This is a genomic window from Pantoea sp. B_9 (assembly GCF_008632015.1).
In the GTDB taxonomy this organism is placed as follows: domain Bacteria; phylum Pseudomonadota; class Gammaproteobacteria; order Enterobacterales; family Enterobacteriaceae; genus Pantoea; species Pantoea dispersa.
The window spans coordinates 440,430-456,354 of record NZ_VWVL01000001.1 but is presented as its reverse complement, the minus strand read 5'-3'; the positions used below and the strand labels follow the sequence as shown (position 1 = coordinate 456,354).

Here is a 15,925-nt window from a genome sequence, read left to right as displayed (position 1 = left end):
ATGAACCAATCGGGACATTTATCGCGCGTATGTTAATCGTTTTAGCGCGGGTTTGAAAAGCGTTAATAGTAGGGCGGTACCCTGTTGAGTGTGGCATGAAAAATGTCCTTTCACCGCACCTCTGGCCTGGCTGTCAGCCCCAATTTCTGTCAGTGTGATCGTTTTGCCTGTGGTAAGAAGAAGGAGAAAACATGAGTCAGCAACCCGTAGTGGCGGTACTGGGATTAGGCGCGATGGGACACGCATTTGCCGCCAATTTGTTGAAGAAGGGCTTTACCGTGCGCGGCTGGAACCGCACGCGTGCCAAAGGCGAAGATCTGGTGGCCGCAGGCCTGACGCTGAGCGACAGCGCCGCGCAGGCTGTGGAAGGCGCAGACGTGGTGATTGCCATGCTGGCGGACGGCGCTACCACGCGCACCACGCTAAACCAGGTGCAGAACGCACTGCAGCAGGGGGCTACCGTGGCGCAGATGGGCACCATCGGTGTTGAAGCGACCGACGCGCTGATCGCCGGGCTGGCGGCCGCACGGCCGGACGTGGTGTTTATTGATGCGCCGGTCTCCGGTACCAAAGCGCCGGCTGAAAACGCGCAGATTCTGGTGATGGCCAGCGGCGACCGGCAGCGCGCCCAGGCGGCGGAGCAGGTGTTTGCCGCAATTGGTAAAGGGACGCAGTGGCTGGGTGCCGCCGGTGCCAGCTCGCGCATGAAGCTGGTGGTGAATAGCTGGCTGATTGGCCTGATGCAGAGTCTTGCCGAAAGCACCCGGCTGGCAGAGCAATTCGGTTTCACTACCGACGATCTCTGGCAGGTGCTGGAAGGCGGTCCGCTGGCAGCGCCGTACGCCAAAATGAAACTCGGCATGATTGCCAGCGGCGACTTTACCCCGCAGATGCATCTGATCTGGGCGCTGAAGGATGCGCGGCTGGCGCTGGACGCCGCCGGCGACGCTTCTCTGCCGGCGCTGGAAAACATCGTCGATGTCTGGCAGCAGGCGGTCGATGCCGGTTACGGCGAGCAGGATCTGGCGGCGGTTTATCAGTACCTGAAACGCTAAATGAGTCAGCGGCTCGACTTTGACTTCTCTCAGCGTCCGCTGGTGCCGTATGCGCATGATTACGCGCACGGCGATGCGGAGCCGTGGCACTATCACCACTGCGCGCAGCTGATACATACTTTGAGCGGCGTGGTCAAAGTGGAAACGCAACACGGCAGCTGGATTGTGCCGCCCAGCCGCGGCGTGTGGCTGCCGGCCGGCACGCGTCATGCGCTGCACATCGTTGGCAGCGTGGCGGCGCGCACGCTGTTTGTCGACCCGCTGGCGCGCGCAGATCTGCCTGCCAGCTGTCAGGTGGTGCAGATATCGCCGCTGCTGCGGGAGCTGATTGTCAGCGCGCTCACGCTGCCGGAGCATTACGCGTCTGGCAGTCGCGCCGAGCGAATTTACGAGCTGATTCTCGATGAAATTCGCGTGATGGACGTGCTGCCGTTTGGCCTGCTACTGCCGTACAGCGACCGGCTGCTGGCGCTGTGCCAGCAGATTCAGCAGGCACCGGGCGAGAGCTGGACGCTGGCGCGCGCGGCGGCGCAGCTGTGTGTGGCGGAACGCACGCTGGCGCGCCATTTCAGTCGCGAAACCGGTTTGCAGTTTAGCGACTGGCTGCGGCGTGCCCGGCTGAGCGTGGCGCTGACCCGGCTGGCACAGGGCGATACGGTGTTGGCCGTGGCGCTCGATCTCGGCTACGACAGCCCGAGCGCCTTCAGCGCCATGTTTCGTCGCGTGCTGGGCGTTACGCCAGCGAACTACTTTCCGGCGGCAGAAAAGCGCCCGCCGCGTTAAGCAATGCCTGCAGCGAAGCGCGCGTTACGTCATTATCAATACCCACCCCCCACGCACGCTCGCCACGCGGCGTGATGCAGCTGATATAGCACACCGAACGACTGTCGCTGCGTTTGCCCAGTGTGTGTTCATGATAATCCTCAATGGTTACGGCCAGATCGAAGCGCTGACGCAGCGCGGCGACCGCCGCTGACAGCAGACCGTTGCCGCGCCCTTCCAGGGTTAGCTGCTGCGGACCCTGCTGCAGGCGCGCTTTAATCCGCGTCTCGCCCTGATCATCGCTATGGCTCTCCGCCTGCAGCAGGCGACACCGCGGCTGTTGCAGGCCGTACTGCTGACAGAACAGCTGCCACAGCGCGTGGTGCGTCATCTCCTGGCCGTGAGCATCGGTCTGCTGCTGCACGCAGCGGCTGAAATCCTGCTGCAGGCCGCGCGGCAGTTGCAGGCCGTGATTTTGTTCCAGCAGCCAGGCGGCACCGCCTTTACCGGACTGGCTATTCACGCGGATCACCGCTTCATAGCTGCAGCCGATGTCCAGCGGGTCGAGTGGCAGGTAGGGCATTTGCCATACCACTTCATTACGCGCGCTGCGTTCGGCAAAGCCTTTGCGAATGGCATCCTGATGCGAGCCGGAGAAGGCGGTAAACACCAGTTCGCCGGCGTAAGGATGGCGCGGATGGACTGGCAGCTGGTTACAGCGCGTCACCACTTCCAGCACCTCGCGCATATCGCTAAAGTCCAGCTCAGGCGTCACGCCCTGGGTATAGAGATTCAGCGCCAGCGTCACCAGATCGACGTTACCGGTGCGCTCGCCGTTACCAAACAGACAGCCTTCAACGCGATCGGCCCCGGCCAGCAGCGCCAGCTCGGCGCAGGCGATGCCGGTGCCGCGATCGTTATGCGGATGGACGCTGATGGCCACCTGCGAGCGCTGGCTGAAGTGGCGACAGAAATACTCGATCTGGTCGGCATACACGTTAGGCGTATTGACTTCCACCGTGGCGGGCAGGTTGATGATCATCGGCCGCTGCGGTCCCGGCTGCCAGATGGCGGCGACCGCTTCACAGATTTCCAGCGCAAACACCGGCTCGGTAAAGCAGAAGGTTTCCGGCGAGTACTGAAAGGTCCAGCGCGTGGCGGGCTGCGCCGCACAGCGTGCGCGGATTTGCCGCGCGGCGGCGCAGGCCAGCTCGACGATCTCAGCTTTGCTCTGACGAAATACGCGCTCACGGAACAGCGGGGCGGTGGCGTTATACAGATGGATAATCGCCTGCGGCGCATCACGCAGCGCTGCAAAGGTGCGATCGATTAAATCGCCGCGCGCCTGGGTTAATACCTGAATAGTGACGTCGTGAGGGATGTGCTGCTGTTCAATCAGCAGGCGCACAAAGTCAAAATCGGTTTGCGAGGCGGCGGGAAACGCCACTTCAATCTCTTTAAAGCCGCAGCGCAGCAGCAGTTGCCAGAATGCTAATTTGCGCGCGCTGTCCATCGGCGTAGCCAGCGCCTGATTGCCATCGCGCAAATCGGTTGAGAGCCAGCGTGGCGTGCGGGTGATCTGGCGTGACGGCCACTGGCGATCCGCCAGATTGATGACAGGCCACGGGCGATATTTTTCAGCAGGTTGAGTCAGCATGAGGGTCTCCTTGAGGTCTGCCTGTAGTCTGCAGTAACCTGCCGGAAGCGGCTCACGCATAGCTGACAACCCGGCGTGCAAAACTGACAGCTGCCGCAGCAATACCCGTCAGTTAAACCCTACTGTGCTTCGATCCCGTGTTTTTTCATCATCGCGCGCAGCTGATGATAAGTGACGCGCAACAGTTCAGCGGCGCGGCGCTGGTTGTATCGCGCCTGTTGCAGACTGGCTTCGACCAGGGCGCACTCCTGCTGGTTTTGCCACTGGCGTAAATCCAGCGGCAGCGCCGGCAGGGCATTTTCACGCTGTTCTGCTTCCGCTTCGGTTACCGCAGGAGCACTGCGTGGCGCAAACGGATTGATGATGATGGTGTCGAGCGTCTGTTCGGTGCTGTGATGACGGTACACCGAGCGCTCCACCACGTTTTTCAGTTCACGCACGTTGCCCGGCCAGCTGTGCTGCAACAGGGTGAGCTGAGCGCGCTCGCTAAAGCCGGGAAACAGCGCCAGGCCCAGCTCGCGGCACATCTGAATGGCAAAATGCTCGGCCATCACCAGGATATCGCTGCGGCGCTCGCGCAGCGGCGGCAGCTGGACAACATCGAACGCCAGGCGATCGAGCAGGTCGGCGCGAAAACGGCCGGCGGCGGCCAATGCTGGCAGATCCTCGTTGGTGGCGCACACCAGCCGCACGTTAACCTGCAGCGACTGATTGCCGCCAACGCGTTCCAGCTGGCCATACTCAATCACGCGCAGCAGTTTCTCCTGCACCAGCATCGGCGCAGTGGCAAGCTCATCCAGAAACAGCGTGCCGCCATCGGCGCGCTCAAAGCGGCCAAGGTGGCGCTTCTGGGCGCCGGTAAAGGCACCGGCTTCATGGCCGAACAGCTCGGAATCCAGCAGATTTTCATTCAGCGCGGCGCAGTTGAGCGAAATAAACGGCCCCTGCCAGCGGTCGGAGAGGTAGTGCAGGCGGCTGGCAATCAGCTCTTTACCGGTACCGCGTTCGCCAGTCACCAGCACCGGTTTCTCAAGCGGTGCCAGTTTCGATACCTGTTCCAGCACCTCTAAAAAGTTATTCGACTCGCCCAGCAGATTGTCTTTACCGTTTGCCATGATGAAATTCACCACTGATTAATTAATTTCACTACCTTAACGGATTGCGCGGCGCGTGTAAAATACTCAAATTCATTAAAATCAATACGTTAAAAACTGGCACGCATCTTGTATTAGTTATGGGCGTAAAGACATGACAACCAGAGGAACATCATTATGGGTATTTTTTCTCGTTTCGCCGATATCGTGAACGCTAACATCAACTCGCTGCTGGAGCGTGCCGAAGATCCGCAGAAACTGGTACGCCTGATGATTCAGGAAATGGAAGACACGCTGGTGGAAGTACGTTCCACCTCGGCCCGCGCGCTGGCAGAAAAGAAACAGCTGCTGCGCCGTATTGAGCAGGCCGAAATTCAGCAGGCCGAATGGCAGGAAAAAGCTGAGCTGGCGCTGAGTAAAGAGAAAGAAGATTTAGCCCGTTCGGCGCTGATTGAGAAACAGAAGCTGACCGATTTGATCGCTGCGCTGCAGCAGGAAGCCAGCCACGTTGAAGAGACGCTGGATCGCATGAAAGGCGAGATTGGCGAGCTGGAGAAAAAACTCAGCGAAACCCGCGCCCGTCAGCAGGCCCTGACGCTGCGTCACCAGGCGGCTTCATCGTCACGCGATGTGCGTCGTCAGCTCGACAGCGGCAAGCTGGATGAGGCGATGGCACGCTTCGAATCTTTTGAGCGCCGCATCGATCACATGGAAGCAGAAGCGGAAAGCCAGCGCTTCGGTAAAAGCAAAACGCTGGACCAGCAGTTTGCCGATCTGAAAGCCGATGACGAAATCAGCCAGCAGCTGGCTGCGCTGAAAGCCAAAATGAACCGCAGCGAGTGATCGCCCCGGGCCTGCTAACGGGCCCGGATTGCCGGGTGTACTGAAAAAGGAGAGTCAATGAGCGCACTATTTCTGGCCATACCGTTAACGATCTTCGTGCTGTTTGTGGCACCGATCTGGTTATGGCTGCACTACAGCAACAAACGCAACGGCGGGGCGCTTTCGTCCGGTGACCTGCAGCGCCTGCAGCAGCTGACGCAGGAAGCGCGCCGCATGCGTGATCGGGTCGAGGCGCTGGAAGCGATCCTCGATGCCGAACACCCGAACTGGAGGCAGCCATGATGAACGGACGCAAACTGTGGCGTATTCCGCAGCAGGGCAAAGTGCGCGGCGTGTGTGCCGGGCTGGCCGAGTACCTGGATATTCCGGTGCGGCTGCTGCGTGTGATTGTAGTGCTGTCACTGTTTTTCGGTCTGTTTATGATCACCGTGACCGCCTATTTTATCCTTGGCTACGTGCTGGATGAAAAACCGCTGGACGCACCCTCTGAGCGCACACCAACGGCGCGCGAACTGCTGGATGAGCTGGAGAACACGCTCACCGCCGATGAGCGTAACGTACGCGATATCGAGCGTTACGTGACCTCAGAAACCTTCAGCGTACGCAGCCGTTTCCGCCAGATTTAATCCCTGTTGCGGGCCCGTCAGCGGGTCCGCTGCTCTAAGAGAGGCGCTATGCATACGCAACGTTTAACTGCTCTGCGCCGCCGCGCAACGCCTGCGTTGAAGTCGGCGGGAAAATTCATCATCATCAGTGCAGTAACCTATGCGCCCGGCGGCCTGGCCGGCTGGGCAGTGAAATCGGTGGCGCGCCGTCCGCTGCGCCTGTTGCTGGCGGCCGCCCTGGAACCGTTGCTGAGCAAGGCGTTTAACCGCCTGTCAGCACGTTTCATCAGGGAGAGCGATGAAAAGACTGCAAAATGAGTTGATGGGGCTGATGAACCGCGGCGTGGATCGTCATCTGCGCCTCGCCGTCACCGGCCTGAGCCGCAGCGGCAAAACCGCCTTTATCACCTCGCTGGTTAACCAGCTGCTCAATGTCCACAGCGGCGCGCGTCTGCCGCTGTTTTCCGTGGTACGCGAAGAGCGGCTGCTGGGCGTGAAGCGCGTGCCCCAGCGTGAGCTGGGTACGCCGCGCTTTACCTATGACGAAGGGCTGGCCCAGCTGTACGGCACGCCGCCGATGTGGCCGACCCCGACGCGCGGCGTCAGCGAGATGCGCCTTGCGCTGCGCTACCGGCCGGATCAGTCTCTGCTGCGTCATTTCAAAGATACCGCCACCCTTTACCTCGAAATTGTCGATTATCCCGGCGAGTGGCTGCTCGATCTGCCGATGCTGGCGCAGGATTATCTCAGCTGGTCACGCCAGATGGTCGGCCTGCTGCAGGGCGATCGTCAGCAGTGGGCCGCGCGCTGGCACAGCCTGAGCGCCGATCTCGACCCGTTCGCGCCCGCCGATGAAAACCGCCTGGCGGAGATCGCCGCGGCCTGGACCGACTACCTGCATAAGTGCAAAACCGAAGGATTGCACTTCATCCAGCCGGGACGTTTTGTGTTGCCGGGTGACATGGCTGGCGCGCCGGCACTGCAGTTTTTCCCGTGGCCCAACGTCGATGATCAGCAGGCCGGTAAGCTGCTGCAGGCACCGGCCGGCAGCAATTTCGCCATGCTGCAGCAGCGTTTCCACTACTACTGTCAGCATGTGGTGAAAGGGTTTTATAAAAATCACTTCCTGCGCTTCGATCGTCAGATCGTACTGGTCGATTGCCTGCAGCCGCTCAACAGTGGACCGCAGGCGTTCAATGATATGCGGCTGGCGCTGACCCAGCTGATGCAAAGTTTTCACTATGGCCAGCGCACGCTGTTCCGCCGTCTGTTCTCGCCGGTCATCGATAAGTTGCTGTTTGCCGCCACCAAGGCCGATCACATCACCGCCGATCAGCACGCCAATATGGTGTCGCTGCTGCAGCAGCTGGTACAGGACGCGTGGCAGAACGCCGCGTTTGAAGGCATCAGCATGGATTGTCTGGGGCTGGCGTCGGTGCAGGCGACCGAGAGCGGGCTGGTGGATCATCGCGGAGAAAAATTACCGGCGCTGCGCGGTCATCGCCTAGCCGACGGTGAACCGCTGACCTTTTACCCGGGCGAAGTACCGCCGCGCCTGCCGGGCAACAGCTTCTGGCAGCAGCAGGGGTTTCAGTTTGAACAGTTCCGGCCGCAGCAGCTGGATGTCGATCGGCCGTTGCCGCATATCCGCATGGATGCTGCGCTGGAATTTTTACTGGGAGATAAATTGCGATGAGCGATGAAACGCCACTCAAACCACGGATAGATTTTGCCCGCCCGTTGCAGGAGCCTGTGGAGCCGACCCTGCGCGCGGCGCACACCTTTAGCAGCGACGCGCAACAGGGGTTTCTGGTGACGCCTGACGCGGAGCCGCTGGAAGAGGGCGCCGGCGAGAAAGTGGTGGAAGCCGCGCTGCGGCCAAAGCGCAGCCTGTGGCGCAAAATGGTGGGCGTCGGGCTGGGTATCTTTGGTATCAGCGTGGTGGCGCAGGGCGCCCAGTGGCTGCACGATGCCTGGCTGACGCGCGACTGGTTTGCACTGGGCAGCGGCGTGGCCGGTGGGCTGATTGTCGCCGCCGGCGCGGGCGCGCTGATTGGCGAATGGCGTCGGCTGTATCGTCTGCGTCAGCGGGCGGAAGAGCGGGACGTTGGCCGTGAGCTGCTGGCCAGCCACGGCATCGGCAAAGGCCGGGCGTTCTGTGAAAAGCTGGCGCGCCAGGCGCAGCTGGATCAGGCGCATCCGGCACTGCAGCGCTGGCACGCGGCACTGCACGAAACCCATAACGACCGCGAAATTGTCACGCTGTATGCCCAGCTGGTGCAGCCGGTACTGGACCGTCAGGCGCGGCGCGAAATCAGCCGCCACGCGGCAGAATCGACGCTGATGATTGCCGTCAGCCCGCTGGCGCTGGTGGACATGGCGTTTATCGCCTGGCGCAACCTGCGGCTGGTGAACCGCATCGCGGCCATCTACGGCATTGAACTTGGCTACTTCAGTCGCATCCGGCTGTTCCGGCTGGTATTACTGAATATGGCGTTTGCCGGGGCGTCAGAGCTGGTGCGCGAAGTCGGTATGGACTGGATGTCGCAGGATATCGCCGCCCGTCTCTCGGCGCGTGCGGCGCAGGGCATCGGTGCCGGGCTGCTCACCGCCCGGCTGGGTATCAAAGCGATGGAATTATGCCGTCCGCTGCCGTGGCTGGCGGAGGACAAACCGCGGCTCGGCGATTTCCGCCGTGAACTGGTGGGACAGCTTAAAGAATCGCTGGCCAAAAGCGGTGAGAAAGCAGGTCAGGCTGCTAAATAATCTCACCTTGTCTGCCTTTCACGCTACCGATGGCGTGAAAGGTGAAATTATCTGTGCTCAGGGTGATTTCTGGCGGGATTATTGTTGGTTGTTCCGCTACACTTCTCTTCGTCACCTGCCTCAGAGTGTCAACTTTTCATGACAGAACCCTTCTGAGGCGCTGCAAGTTAGCGTATTATCTCTAAAATCAAAACCTGACTAAGGCTCATCGCAATGCGTTTGGAAGTTTTCTGCCAGGACCGTATCGGTCTGGCGCGCGAGCTACTCGACCTGCTGGTTGCCCGTAATATTGACCTGCGCGGCATTGAAATTGCCTCGCTGGGCCGCATCTACCTCAACTTTTCTGCGCTGGAATTTGACGCATTCAGTAACCTGATGGCGGAGATTCGCCGCACACCGGGCGTGACAGACGTTCGCACCGTGTCTTTCATGCCGTCTGAGCGTGAACATCGCGCGTTGAGCGCGCTGCTGGTGGCGATGCCCGAGCCGGTGTTCTCCCTCGACCTGAAAGGTAAAGTCGAACTGGCGAATCCGGCGGCGCAAAACCTGTTTAACCTCGACGAACAGAAGATCCGTAATCAGAACGCCGGCACGCTGATTGCCGGCTTTAATTTCCAGCGCTGGCTGGAGAGTGAACGTGTTGACGCGCAGGCGCAGCATGTGGTGATCCAGGGGCGTGATTTTCTCATGGAAGCGCGCCCGATCTATCTGGCGCAGGAAGATGAGCAGAACGACCAGCCGGTAGGCGCGATGATCACTCTGAAATCCACCGCACGCATGGGGCGGCAGTTGCAGAATCTCAGCGTCACCGATGACTCCGAATTCGATCACATCGTGGCGGTGACGCCGAAAATGCGTCAGGTGATCGACCAGGCGCGCAAGCTGGCGATGCACGATGCGCCGCTGCTGATTGTCGGCGACACCGGCACCGGTAAAGATATGCTGGCGCGCGCCTGCCATCTGCGCAGCGCACGCGGTAAAAAACCGTTCCTTGCGCTCAACTGCGGCTCGATTCCGGATGACGTCGCTGAGAGCGAGCTGTTTGGTCACGCGGCGGGCGCGTATCCCAACGCGCTGGAAGGGAAGAAGGGCTTCTTTGAGCAGGCGAACGGCGGCTCGGTGCTGCTGGATGAAATCGGCGAGATGTCGTCGCGCATGCAGACCAAACTGCTGCGCTTCCTGAACGATGGCACCTTCCGCCGCGTCGGCGAGGATCATGAAGTGCATGTGGATGTGCGCGTGATCTGCGCCACGCAAAAGAACCTGATTGAGCTGGTGCAGCGCGGCGAGTTCCGCGAAGACCTGTTCTATCGTCTGAACGTGCTGACGCTGAATCTGCCGCCGCTGCGCGAACGTCCGCTGGATATTCTGCCGCTCACCGAAATGTTTGTGGCGCGCTTCGCCGATGAGCAGGGGCTGCCGCGCCCACGTTTGTCACCGCAGCTGACGCCGTTCCTGACGCGCTATAACTGGCCGGGCAACGTGCGCCAGTTGAAAAATGCGCTGTATCGCGCGCTCACGCAGCTGGAAGGTTATGAACTGCGCCCGCAGGATATCGTGCTGCCGGAGCAGGCGCTGGATGTGTCGCTGGGCGAAGAGGCAATGGAAGGGTCGCTGGATGAAATTACCAGCCGTTTCGAGCGTTCAGTGCTGACTCGTCTCTATCTGTCGTATCCCAGCACGCGTAAACTGGCGAAACGTCTTGGGGTGTCACACACCGCGATCGCCAACAAGCTGCGCGAATATGGCCTCGGTCAGAAACGCAGCGAAGGCGAATAATCCGCGTTCTGCATCAACAAGCCGTCTGTGACAGACGGCTTTTTTATCAGCAGTAACCTTACTTCAGCGCTGCCAGTGCCGCTTCATAGTTCGGCTCTTCGGTGATTTCATTCACCAGCTCGCTGTACAGCACCTTATCGTTCTCATCCAGCACCACCACGGCGCGGGCGGTCAGGCCTTTCAGCGGGCCATCGGCGATCGCGACGCCGTAATTTTCAATAAATTCTGCACCGCGCAGCGTAGACAGCGTCACTACGTTATTGACGTTCTCGGCGCCGCAGAAGCGCGATTGCGCAAAAGGCAGATCGGCAGAGATGCACAGCACCACGGTGTTGTCAGCTTCGCCAGAACGCTCGTTGAATTTGCGCACCGACGCGGCGCACACGCCGGTATCAATGCTTGGGAAAATGTTCAGAACTTTGCGTTTGCCTGCATACTGAGAAAGGGACACATCACTGAGATCTTTCGCTACCAGGTTGAACGGTTTTGCCTGCTCGCCAGCCTGCGGGAAGTGGCCGGCAACCGGCACCGGATTGCCCTGAAAGTGAACATTCTGCGACATACAATTTCCTTTTAACGATAAAAAATCTGGTGTTAACCCCACCAGAACAGGTATAGCGTTTGTTTATGACATAAATTTTAAGGGTTTACGAGCCTAATTCAACGTGGAGCTGCACCAGCACGTTATGACGTCATGGATTTGAGGAGTCAGTATGAGAACAGTGAAAAGTTATCCGGAAGCCTGGCCGCTGCACTCGCCGTTTGTGATTTCGCGCGGCAGCCGCACCGAGGCGCACGTGGTGGTGGTGGAGATTGAGCAGGATGGCCTCAAAGGCATTGGCGAGGCCACGCCCTATGCGCGCTATGGCGAAAGTGAGGCTTCGGTGCTGCAGCAGATTGCTTCACAGCTCGGTGCGTTACAAAACGGCATGACGCGGGCAGCGCTGCAACAGGCGTTGCCGGCCGGTGCCGCGCGCAACGCGATTGATTGCGCGCTGTGGGATCTGGAGCGCCAGCAGCAGCGCACCAGCCTGGCGGCGCTGTGTGAGGCGGTGCCGGCACAGGAGATCGTCACGGCGCATACCGTCAGCATTGATACGCCAGAAGCGATGGCCAGCAGCGCGCTGGCGCTGTGGCAGCACGGCGCGCGCCTGCTGAAAATTAAGCTGGATAACCATCTGATCAGCGAACGGCTGGTGGCGATTCGCAGTGCGGTGCCGGACGCCACGCTGATCGTCGATGCCAATGAGTCCTGGCAGGCAGAAGGGCTGGCGGCACGCTGCCAGCTGCTGGCGGATTTACAGGTGGCGATGCTGGAGCAGCCGCTGCCTGCCGCGCAGGATGCGGCGCTGGCCCATTTTATCCATCCGCTACCGATCTGTGCGGATGAGAGCTGCCACACGCGCGACAGCCTGGCAGCCCTGCACGGGCGCTACGACATGGTGAATATCAAACTGGATAAAACCGGTGGGCTGACCGAAGCGCTGGCGCTGGCCACGGCCGCGCGCGCGCAGGGATTTGCCATCATGCTGGGCTGTATGTTGTGTACCTCACGCGCCATTCGCGCCGCGCTACCGTTAACGCCGCAGGCCAGGTTTGCTGACCTCGACGGTCCGACGTGGCTGGCGGCCGATGTGGAACCGTCGCTGCACTTCTCGCACGGCGTGCTTAAGACGACGGCTGCCAGCGCAGCAGGTTGATCATCGCATCAAGATACACCTCGGTGGCTTCGTCCACCGAGATGGCGGGCATTTCGGCGGTGATGCAGGGCAGACTGAGATCGGCGCACCAGCTGCCAAACGAGCCCGGCGTGGCGTAGCCGACACTGCTCACCACCGGCAGACCGGTTTGTTCCGCCAGCCAGCTGGCCAGCGGGCTGTGGTGCGGATCATCAATACAGGCCAGCGGTTCGTGCCAGGAGACGACCCAGCGCGGCCGGATACGATGAATCAGCTGGCATAGTGCGGCGGTTTCCGGCTCTGACGCCGGCGCGTTTCCGGTTGAGAGCAGCACATCGCGCGCGTCGGCCACGCTGTTCCAGCGATAGACGGTATCGCCCGCTTGCCAGTTGGCGGCAGGGAAGTTGCGGTTGAGATCGACACCGTTGACATTGGCGCGCAGCCCGAGTTGGCAGCCGTCCGGATTGACCGCCAGAATCACATGATGACGCCGCAGCGTGTCCGGCAGCGTGCGCATGGCGGCGGAGAGCGTGGCCACCGCCGCGTTTTCATCGCCGTGGGTGCCCGCGATAATCAGTCCGCTGTCCTCGTCGGCCGCCGGTGCCGGAAACCACAGCAGCGGCGCACCCAGCACCGAATGTCCATATTGTTGCCAGACGGCGTCCAGCTTACCGCGCAGCGGGCGCGGGTGGTGTGTCGACATAACCTTCCTCTCTGTCATGCATCGCGTTCAGCCGCAAAAATTGTGAGCTGCAATCCAGCCTCAACATAACGGTAAACAGCAGACGGGGAAATAGCTATTTATCAATCAGCGATTTGCGATAAAGTGCGAAAAGTTGCTGGCGACGCATTGGTTTGGCCGTCGCCCTTTTTTCGGGTCAAGGAGTCGTGATGAAATTAACTTTCCGCACCACGCTGGCCGCGCTCATCATCAGCAGCGCTCTCTCATCCGCCTATGCCGCCAGTGTGCCAGCCGGCGCGCAACTGGCCAGCAGCCAGGAAATCGTCCGCCATATCAAAGATGAACCGGCCTCGCTTGATCCGCTCAAAGCAGTCGGTCTGCCGGAGATTCAGGTGCTGCGCGATCTGTTTGAAGGGCTGACCAACCAGGACGCGCAGGGCAAAATCGTGCCGGGCGTTGCGCAGAGCTGGAGCAGCAATGACAACAAAACCTGGCTGTTCACGCTGCGCAAAGATGCGCGCTGGTCCAGCGGTGAACCGGTGACCGCACAGGATTTTGTCTACAGCTGGCAACGTCTGGTCGATCCCAAAAATAGCTCGCCTTTCGCCTGGTTTGCCGCGCTGAGCGGCATTGAGAATGCTGAAGCCATCACCAAAGGTCAGATGAGCCCGGACAAGCTGGGCGTGGTGGCGACCGATGAGACGCATCTGAAGGTGACATTGTCACGTCCACTGCCGTGGTTCCCCAGCATGGTGGCTAACGTGGCGATGTTCCCGGTGCCGCAAAAGGTCATCGCGCAAAACGGCGATGGCTGGACTGCGCCGGGTAAACTGGTGGGCAACGGCGCTTATCAATTGCAGGAGCGCGTAGTTAACGAAAAGATTGTGCTGGTGCGTAACCCGCACTACTGGGATAACGCCCATTCGGTACTGACGAAAGTGACCTTTATTCCCATCAATGAAGAATCCAGCGCCACCAAGCGTTACCGCGCCGGGGATATCGATATCACGGAATCCTTCCCGAAAAATATGTACGGCCTGCTGAAAAAAGAGCTGCCGGGGCAGGTGTATACGCCGGATCAGCTTGGCACCTATTATTACGCGTTTAATACGCAGAAAGGGCCGACGGCGGATGTGCGGGTGCGTAAGGCGCTGTCATGGAGCATTGACCGCCGCATTATCGCGGAAAAAGTGCTGGGCACCGGCGAGAAACCGGCATGGCACTTCACACCGGACGTCACCGCCGGCTTCACACCGCAGCAGAGCTATCTGCAGCAGCACAGCCAGCAGGAACTGAATGCGCAGGCCAAAGCCCTGCTGACCGCCGCCGGTTACGGCCCGGCTAAACCGTTGCACCTGACGCTGCTGTATAACACCTCTGAAAGTCACCAGAAGATTGCGATTGCGGTGGCCTCGATGTGGAAAAAGAATCTCGGCGTTGACGTGACATTGCAGAACCAGGAGTGGAAAACCTATATCGACAGCCGCAACAGCGGTAATTTCGATGTGATCCGCGCTTCCTGGGTGGGCGATTACAATGAGCCGTCGACCTTCCTCAGCCTGCTGACCGCCAGCCACAGCGGCAATATTTCCCGCTTCAGCAACGCGGAATATGATGCGGTGTTGAGTAAGGCCAGCAATGAAACCAGCGTGGCGGCGCGTAATGCCGATTACAACAAAGCCGAGCAGATCATCGCTGACCAGGCGCCGATTGCGCCGATCTACCAGTACACCAACGGGCGTCTGATCAAGCCGTGGGTTAAGGGCTATCCCATCACCAATCCGGAAGACGTTGCCTACAGCCGGGAATTGTGGATTGAGAAGCACTGACGCTGAACCGCCACGGAGGGCGGTGAACGACCCGGTTGCGCTGTCATTTTTACTCACACCCTGATAATTGCAACTGTCCCGCGCCGCGCTAGACTGTATCGTATTGTTTTTGCTAGTGAGGCGAGTACGTGAACGTCATTGAAGGAAAAGCGCTGCAGGTGTCGGATGCGATTGTCGCCTGCCAGTTCGACGGCAAGGGTGGCGTTATCGCCATTGAAGATAAAGATGTCATCAACTGCGAGCGTCACTGCTGGCTGCATCTGAACTATACCCAGCGGCAAAGCGCCGACTGGTTGCAGCACACGCCGCTGATCCCCGATGCGGTGCGGGATGCGCTGGCCGGTGACAGCATGCGACCGCGCGTGACGCGCCTCGGTGACGGCTTTATGATCGTACTGCGCAGCGTGAATCATAACGCCGATTCGCGCCCAGACCAGCTGGTGGCGATGCGGGTATTTATCAATGACAAGCTGATTGTTTCTACCCGCCGTCGCAAAGTGTATGCCATCGATGAAGTGCTGACCGATCTGCAAAACGGCAACGGCCCGGTGGACGGCGGCAGCTGGCTGGTGGACGTCTGCGATGCGCTCACCGATCACGCCAGCGAATTCATTGAAGAGATGCACGATAAAATTATCGCGCTGGAAGATGCGCTGATGGATCAGCAGGTCCCGGCGCGTGGAGAGCTGGCGCTGCTGCGTAAACAGCTGATCGTGATGCGCCGCTATATGGCGCCGCAGCGCGATGTCTATGCGCGGCTGGCAAGCGAGAAACTGCCGTGGATGAGCGATGACGATCGCCGCCGCATGCAGGATGTCGCGGACCGGCTGGGGCGCGGGCTGGATGACCTCAATGCGGGTGTGGCGCGTACCGGTATTCTGGCGGATGAAGTGGCGTCGCTGCTGGCGGAATCCATGAACCGGCGCACTTACACCATGTCGCTGATGGCGATGATTTTCCTGCCTGCCACGTTTCTCACCGGGCTGTTTGGCGTCAATCTCGGAGGCATTCCCGGTGGCAGCTGGCCGCACGGCTTTACCATGTTCTGCGGGTTGTTACTGGTGATGGTGCTGGGGGTCGCGCTGTGGCTGAAACGCCGCAACTGGCTGTGATGTTACTACGGAGTTATCTGCAGGTCATGAACGGGTAATTGTGGCGGTGCAGGGGAGAAAAG

Annotated in this window: 16 protein-coding genes; 12 read left to right on the top strand and 4 right to left on the bottom strand. The window is 60.1% G+C overall.

The window, feature by feature from the left end; genetic code table 11:
- Positions 1-191: 191 nt before the first annotated feature.
- The gene (locus tag F3I21_RS02135) at positions 192-1,055 is read left to right on the top strand and encodes an NAD(P)-dependent oxidoreductase (protein WP_150058155.1); all 864 of its coding nucleotides are present in this window, start codon (positions 192-194) and stop codon (positions 1,053-1,055) included.
- The gene (locus tag F3I21_RS02130) at positions 1,056-1,838 is read left to right on the top strand and encodes a helix-turn-helix transcriptional regulator (protein WP_150058153.1); all 783 of its coding nucleotides are present in this window, start codon (positions 1,056-1,058) and stop codon (positions 1,836-1,838) included.
- Here the strand turns inward: F3I21_RS02130 and leuA are convergent.
- Both leuA and pspF read right to left on the bottom strand, forming a co-directional pair.
- On the bottom strand, positions 1,789-3,474 hold the full coding sequence (gene leuA, locus F3I21_RS02125) for a 2-isopropylmalate synthase (protein ID WP_141495476.1): 1,686 nt from the start codon (positions 3,472-3,474) through the stop codon (positions 1,789-1,791). The genes F3I21_RS02130 and leuA overlap by 50 nt on opposite strands.
- A gap of 119 nt (positions 3,475-3,593) precedes the next feature.
- Entirely contained in the window at positions 3,594-4,589 is a 996-nt protein-coding gene (gene pspF / locus F3I21_RS02120) for a phage shock protein operon transcriptional activator (RefSeq protein WP_141495475.1), read from the bottom strand.
- Positions 4,590-4,745: 156 nt separating this feature from the next.
- On the opposite strand from pspF, the gene pspA reads away from it, so the two are divergent.
- From pspA to tyrR, 7 genes are all read left to right on the top strand, one after another.
- Positions 4,746-5,411, top strand: coding sequence for a phage shock protein PspA (gene pspA / locus F3I21_RS02115; protein ID WP_058758491.1), 666 nt, complete (start codon positions 4,746-4,748; stop codon positions 5,409-5,411).
- 57 nt (positions 5,412-5,468) lie between these two features.
- Complete coding sequence (gene pspB / locus F3I21_RS02110; protein WP_058769745.1) at positions 5,469-5,693, top strand: envelope stress response membrane protein PspB; 225 nt, start codon at positions 5,469-5,471, stop codon at positions 5,691-5,693.
- Positions 5,690-6,037, top strand: a complete 348-nt coding sequence (pspC, locus tag F3I21_RS02105) for an envelope stress response membrane protein PspC (RefSeq protein ID WP_058758492.1) — start codon at positions 5,690-5,692, stop codon at positions 6,035-6,037. The genes pspB and pspC overlap by 4 nt, the downstream gene beginning before the upstream one ends.
- 48 nt (positions 6,038-6,085) lie before the next feature.
- Positions 6,086-6,334, top strand: coding sequence for a phage shock protein PspD (pspD, locus tag F3I21_RS02100; protein WP_021506136.1), 249 nt, complete (start codon positions 6,086-6,088; stop codon positions 6,332-6,334).
- Positions 6,315-7,712 carry a YcjX family protein gene (locus tag F3I21_RS02095; RefSeq protein WP_150058151.1) on the top strand — a complete coding sequence of 466 codons (1,398 nt, stop codon included), beginning with the start codon at positions 6,315-6,317 and terminating at the stop codon, positions 7,710-7,712. The genes pspD and F3I21_RS02095 overlap by 20 nt, the downstream gene beginning before the upstream one ends.
- On the top strand, positions 7,709-8,782 hold the full coding sequence (locus F3I21_RS02090) for a YcjF family protein (RefSeq protein ID WP_150058149.1): 1,074 nt from the start codon (positions 7,709-7,711) through the stop codon (positions 8,780-8,782). The genes F3I21_RS02095 and F3I21_RS02090 overlap by 4 nt, the downstream gene beginning before the upstream one ends.
- A 213-nt stretch (positions 8,783-8,995) precedes the next feature.
- Complete coding sequence (gene tyrR / locus F3I21_RS02085) at positions 8,996-10,561, top strand: transcriptional regulator TyrR (protein ID WP_150058147.1); 1,566 nt, start codon at positions 8,996-8,998, stop codon at positions 10,559-10,561.
- 58 nt (positions 10,562-10,619) lie between these two features.
- On the opposite strand, the gene tpx is transcribed toward tyrR, so the two are convergent.
- Positions 10,620-11,123: a thiol peroxidase gene (gene tpx, locus F3I21_RS02080; RefSeq protein ID WP_058780606.1), complete on the bottom strand. Its 504-nt coding sequence runs from the start codon at positions 11,121-11,123 to the stop codon at positions 10,620-10,622.
- A 151-nt stretch (positions 11,124-11,274) separates the two neighbouring features.
- Between tpx and ycjG the strand changes: the two genes are divergently transcribed.
- Positions 11,275-12,261 carry an L-Ala-D/L-Glu epimerase gene (gene ycjG, locus F3I21_RS02075; protein WP_150058145.1) on the top strand — a complete coding sequence of 329 codons (987 nt, stop codon included), beginning with the start codon at positions 11,275-11,277 and terminating at the stop codon, positions 12,259-12,261.
- Here the strand turns inward: ycjG and mpaA are convergent.
- Positions 12,230-12,943 carry a murein tripeptide amidase MpaA gene (mpaA, locus tag F3I21_RS02070; protein ID WP_021506130.1) on the bottom strand — a complete coding sequence of 238 codons (714 nt, stop codon included), beginning with the start codon at positions 12,941-12,943 and terminating at the stop codon, positions 12,230-12,232. The genes ycjG and mpaA overlap by 32 nt on opposite strands.
- Before the next feature lie 188 nt (positions 12,944-13,131).
- On the opposite strand from mpaA, the gene F3I21_RS02065 reads away from it, so the two are divergent.
- Both F3I21_RS02065 and zntB read left to right on the top strand, forming a co-directional pair.
- Positions 13,132-14,751 (top strand): ABC transporter substrate-binding protein, encoded by a 1,620-nt coding sequence (locus F3I21_RS02065; RefSeq protein ID WP_021506129.1) that lies wholly within the window; start codon positions 13,132-13,134, stop codon positions 14,749-14,751.
- A gap of 128 nt (positions 14,752-14,879) precedes the next feature.
- Entirely contained in the window at positions 14,880-15,863 is a 984-nt protein-coding gene (gene zntB, locus F3I21_RS02060) for a zinc transporter ZntB (RefSeq protein WP_021506128.1), read from the top strand.
- The last annotated feature ends 62 nt before the right edge of the window (positions 15,864-15,925 follow it).

Excerpts from the sequence above, each read along its gene's own strand:
- F3I21_RS02090 (WP_150058149.1), top strand. The coding sequence starts at position 7,709 with ATGAGCGATGAAACGCCACTCAAACCACGGATAGATTTTGCCCGCCCG.
- mpaA (WP_021506130.1), bottom strand. The coding sequence starts at position 12,943 with ATGTCGACACACCACCCGCGCCCGCTGCGCGGTAAGCTGGACGCCGTC.
- pspA (WP_058758491.1), top strand. The coding sequence starts at position 4,746 with ATGGGTATTTTTTCTCGTTTCGCCGATATCGTGAACGCTAACATCAAC.
- pspC (WP_058758492.1), top strand. The coding sequence starts at position 5,690 with ATGATGAACGGACGCAAACTGTGGCGTATTCCGCAGCAGGGCAAAGTG.
- F3I21_RS02095 (WP_150058151.1), top strand. The coding sequence starts at position 6,315 with ATGAAAAGACTGCAAAATGAGTTGATGGGGCTGATGAACCGCGGCGTG.
- F3I21_RS02135 (WP_150058155.1), top strand. The coding sequence starts at position 192 with ATGAGTCAGCAACCCGTAGTGGCGGTACTGGGATTAGGCGCGATGGGA.
- pspB (WP_058769745.1), top strand. The coding sequence starts at position 5,469 with ATGAGCGCACTATTTCTGGCCATACCGTTAACGATCTTCGTGCTGTTT.
- leuA (WP_141495476.1), bottom strand. The coding sequence starts at position 3,474 with ATGCTGACTCAACCTGCTGAAAAATATCGCCCGTGGCCTGTCATCAAT.
- pspD (WP_021506136.1), top strand. The coding sequence starts at position 6,086 with ATGCATACGCAACGTTTAACTGCTCTGCGCCGCCGCGCAACGCCTGCG.
- pspF (WP_141495475.1), bottom strand. The coding sequence starts at position 4,589 with ATGGCAAACGGTAAAGACAATCTGCTGGGCGAGTCGAATAACTTTTTA.
- tyrR (WP_150058147.1), top strand. The coding sequence starts at position 8,996 with ATGCGTTTGGAAGTTTTCTGCCAGGACCGTATCGGTCTGGCGCGCGAG.
- ycjG (WP_150058145.1), top strand. The coding sequence starts at position 11,275 with ATGAGAACAGTGAAAAGTTATCCGGAAGCCTGGCCGCTGCACTCGCCG.
- F3I21_RS02130 (WP_150058153.1), top strand. The coding sequence starts at position 1,056 with ATGAGTCAGCGGCTCGACTTTGACTTCTCTCAGCGTCCGCTGGTGCCG.
- F3I21_RS02065 (WP_021506129.1), top strand. The coding sequence starts at position 13,132 with ATGAAATTAACTTTCCGCACCACGCTGGCCGCGCTCATCATCAGCAGC.
- tpx (WP_058780606.1), bottom strand. The coding sequence starts at position 11,123 with ATGTCGCAGAATGTTCACTTTCAGGGCAATCCGGTGCCGGTTGCCGGC.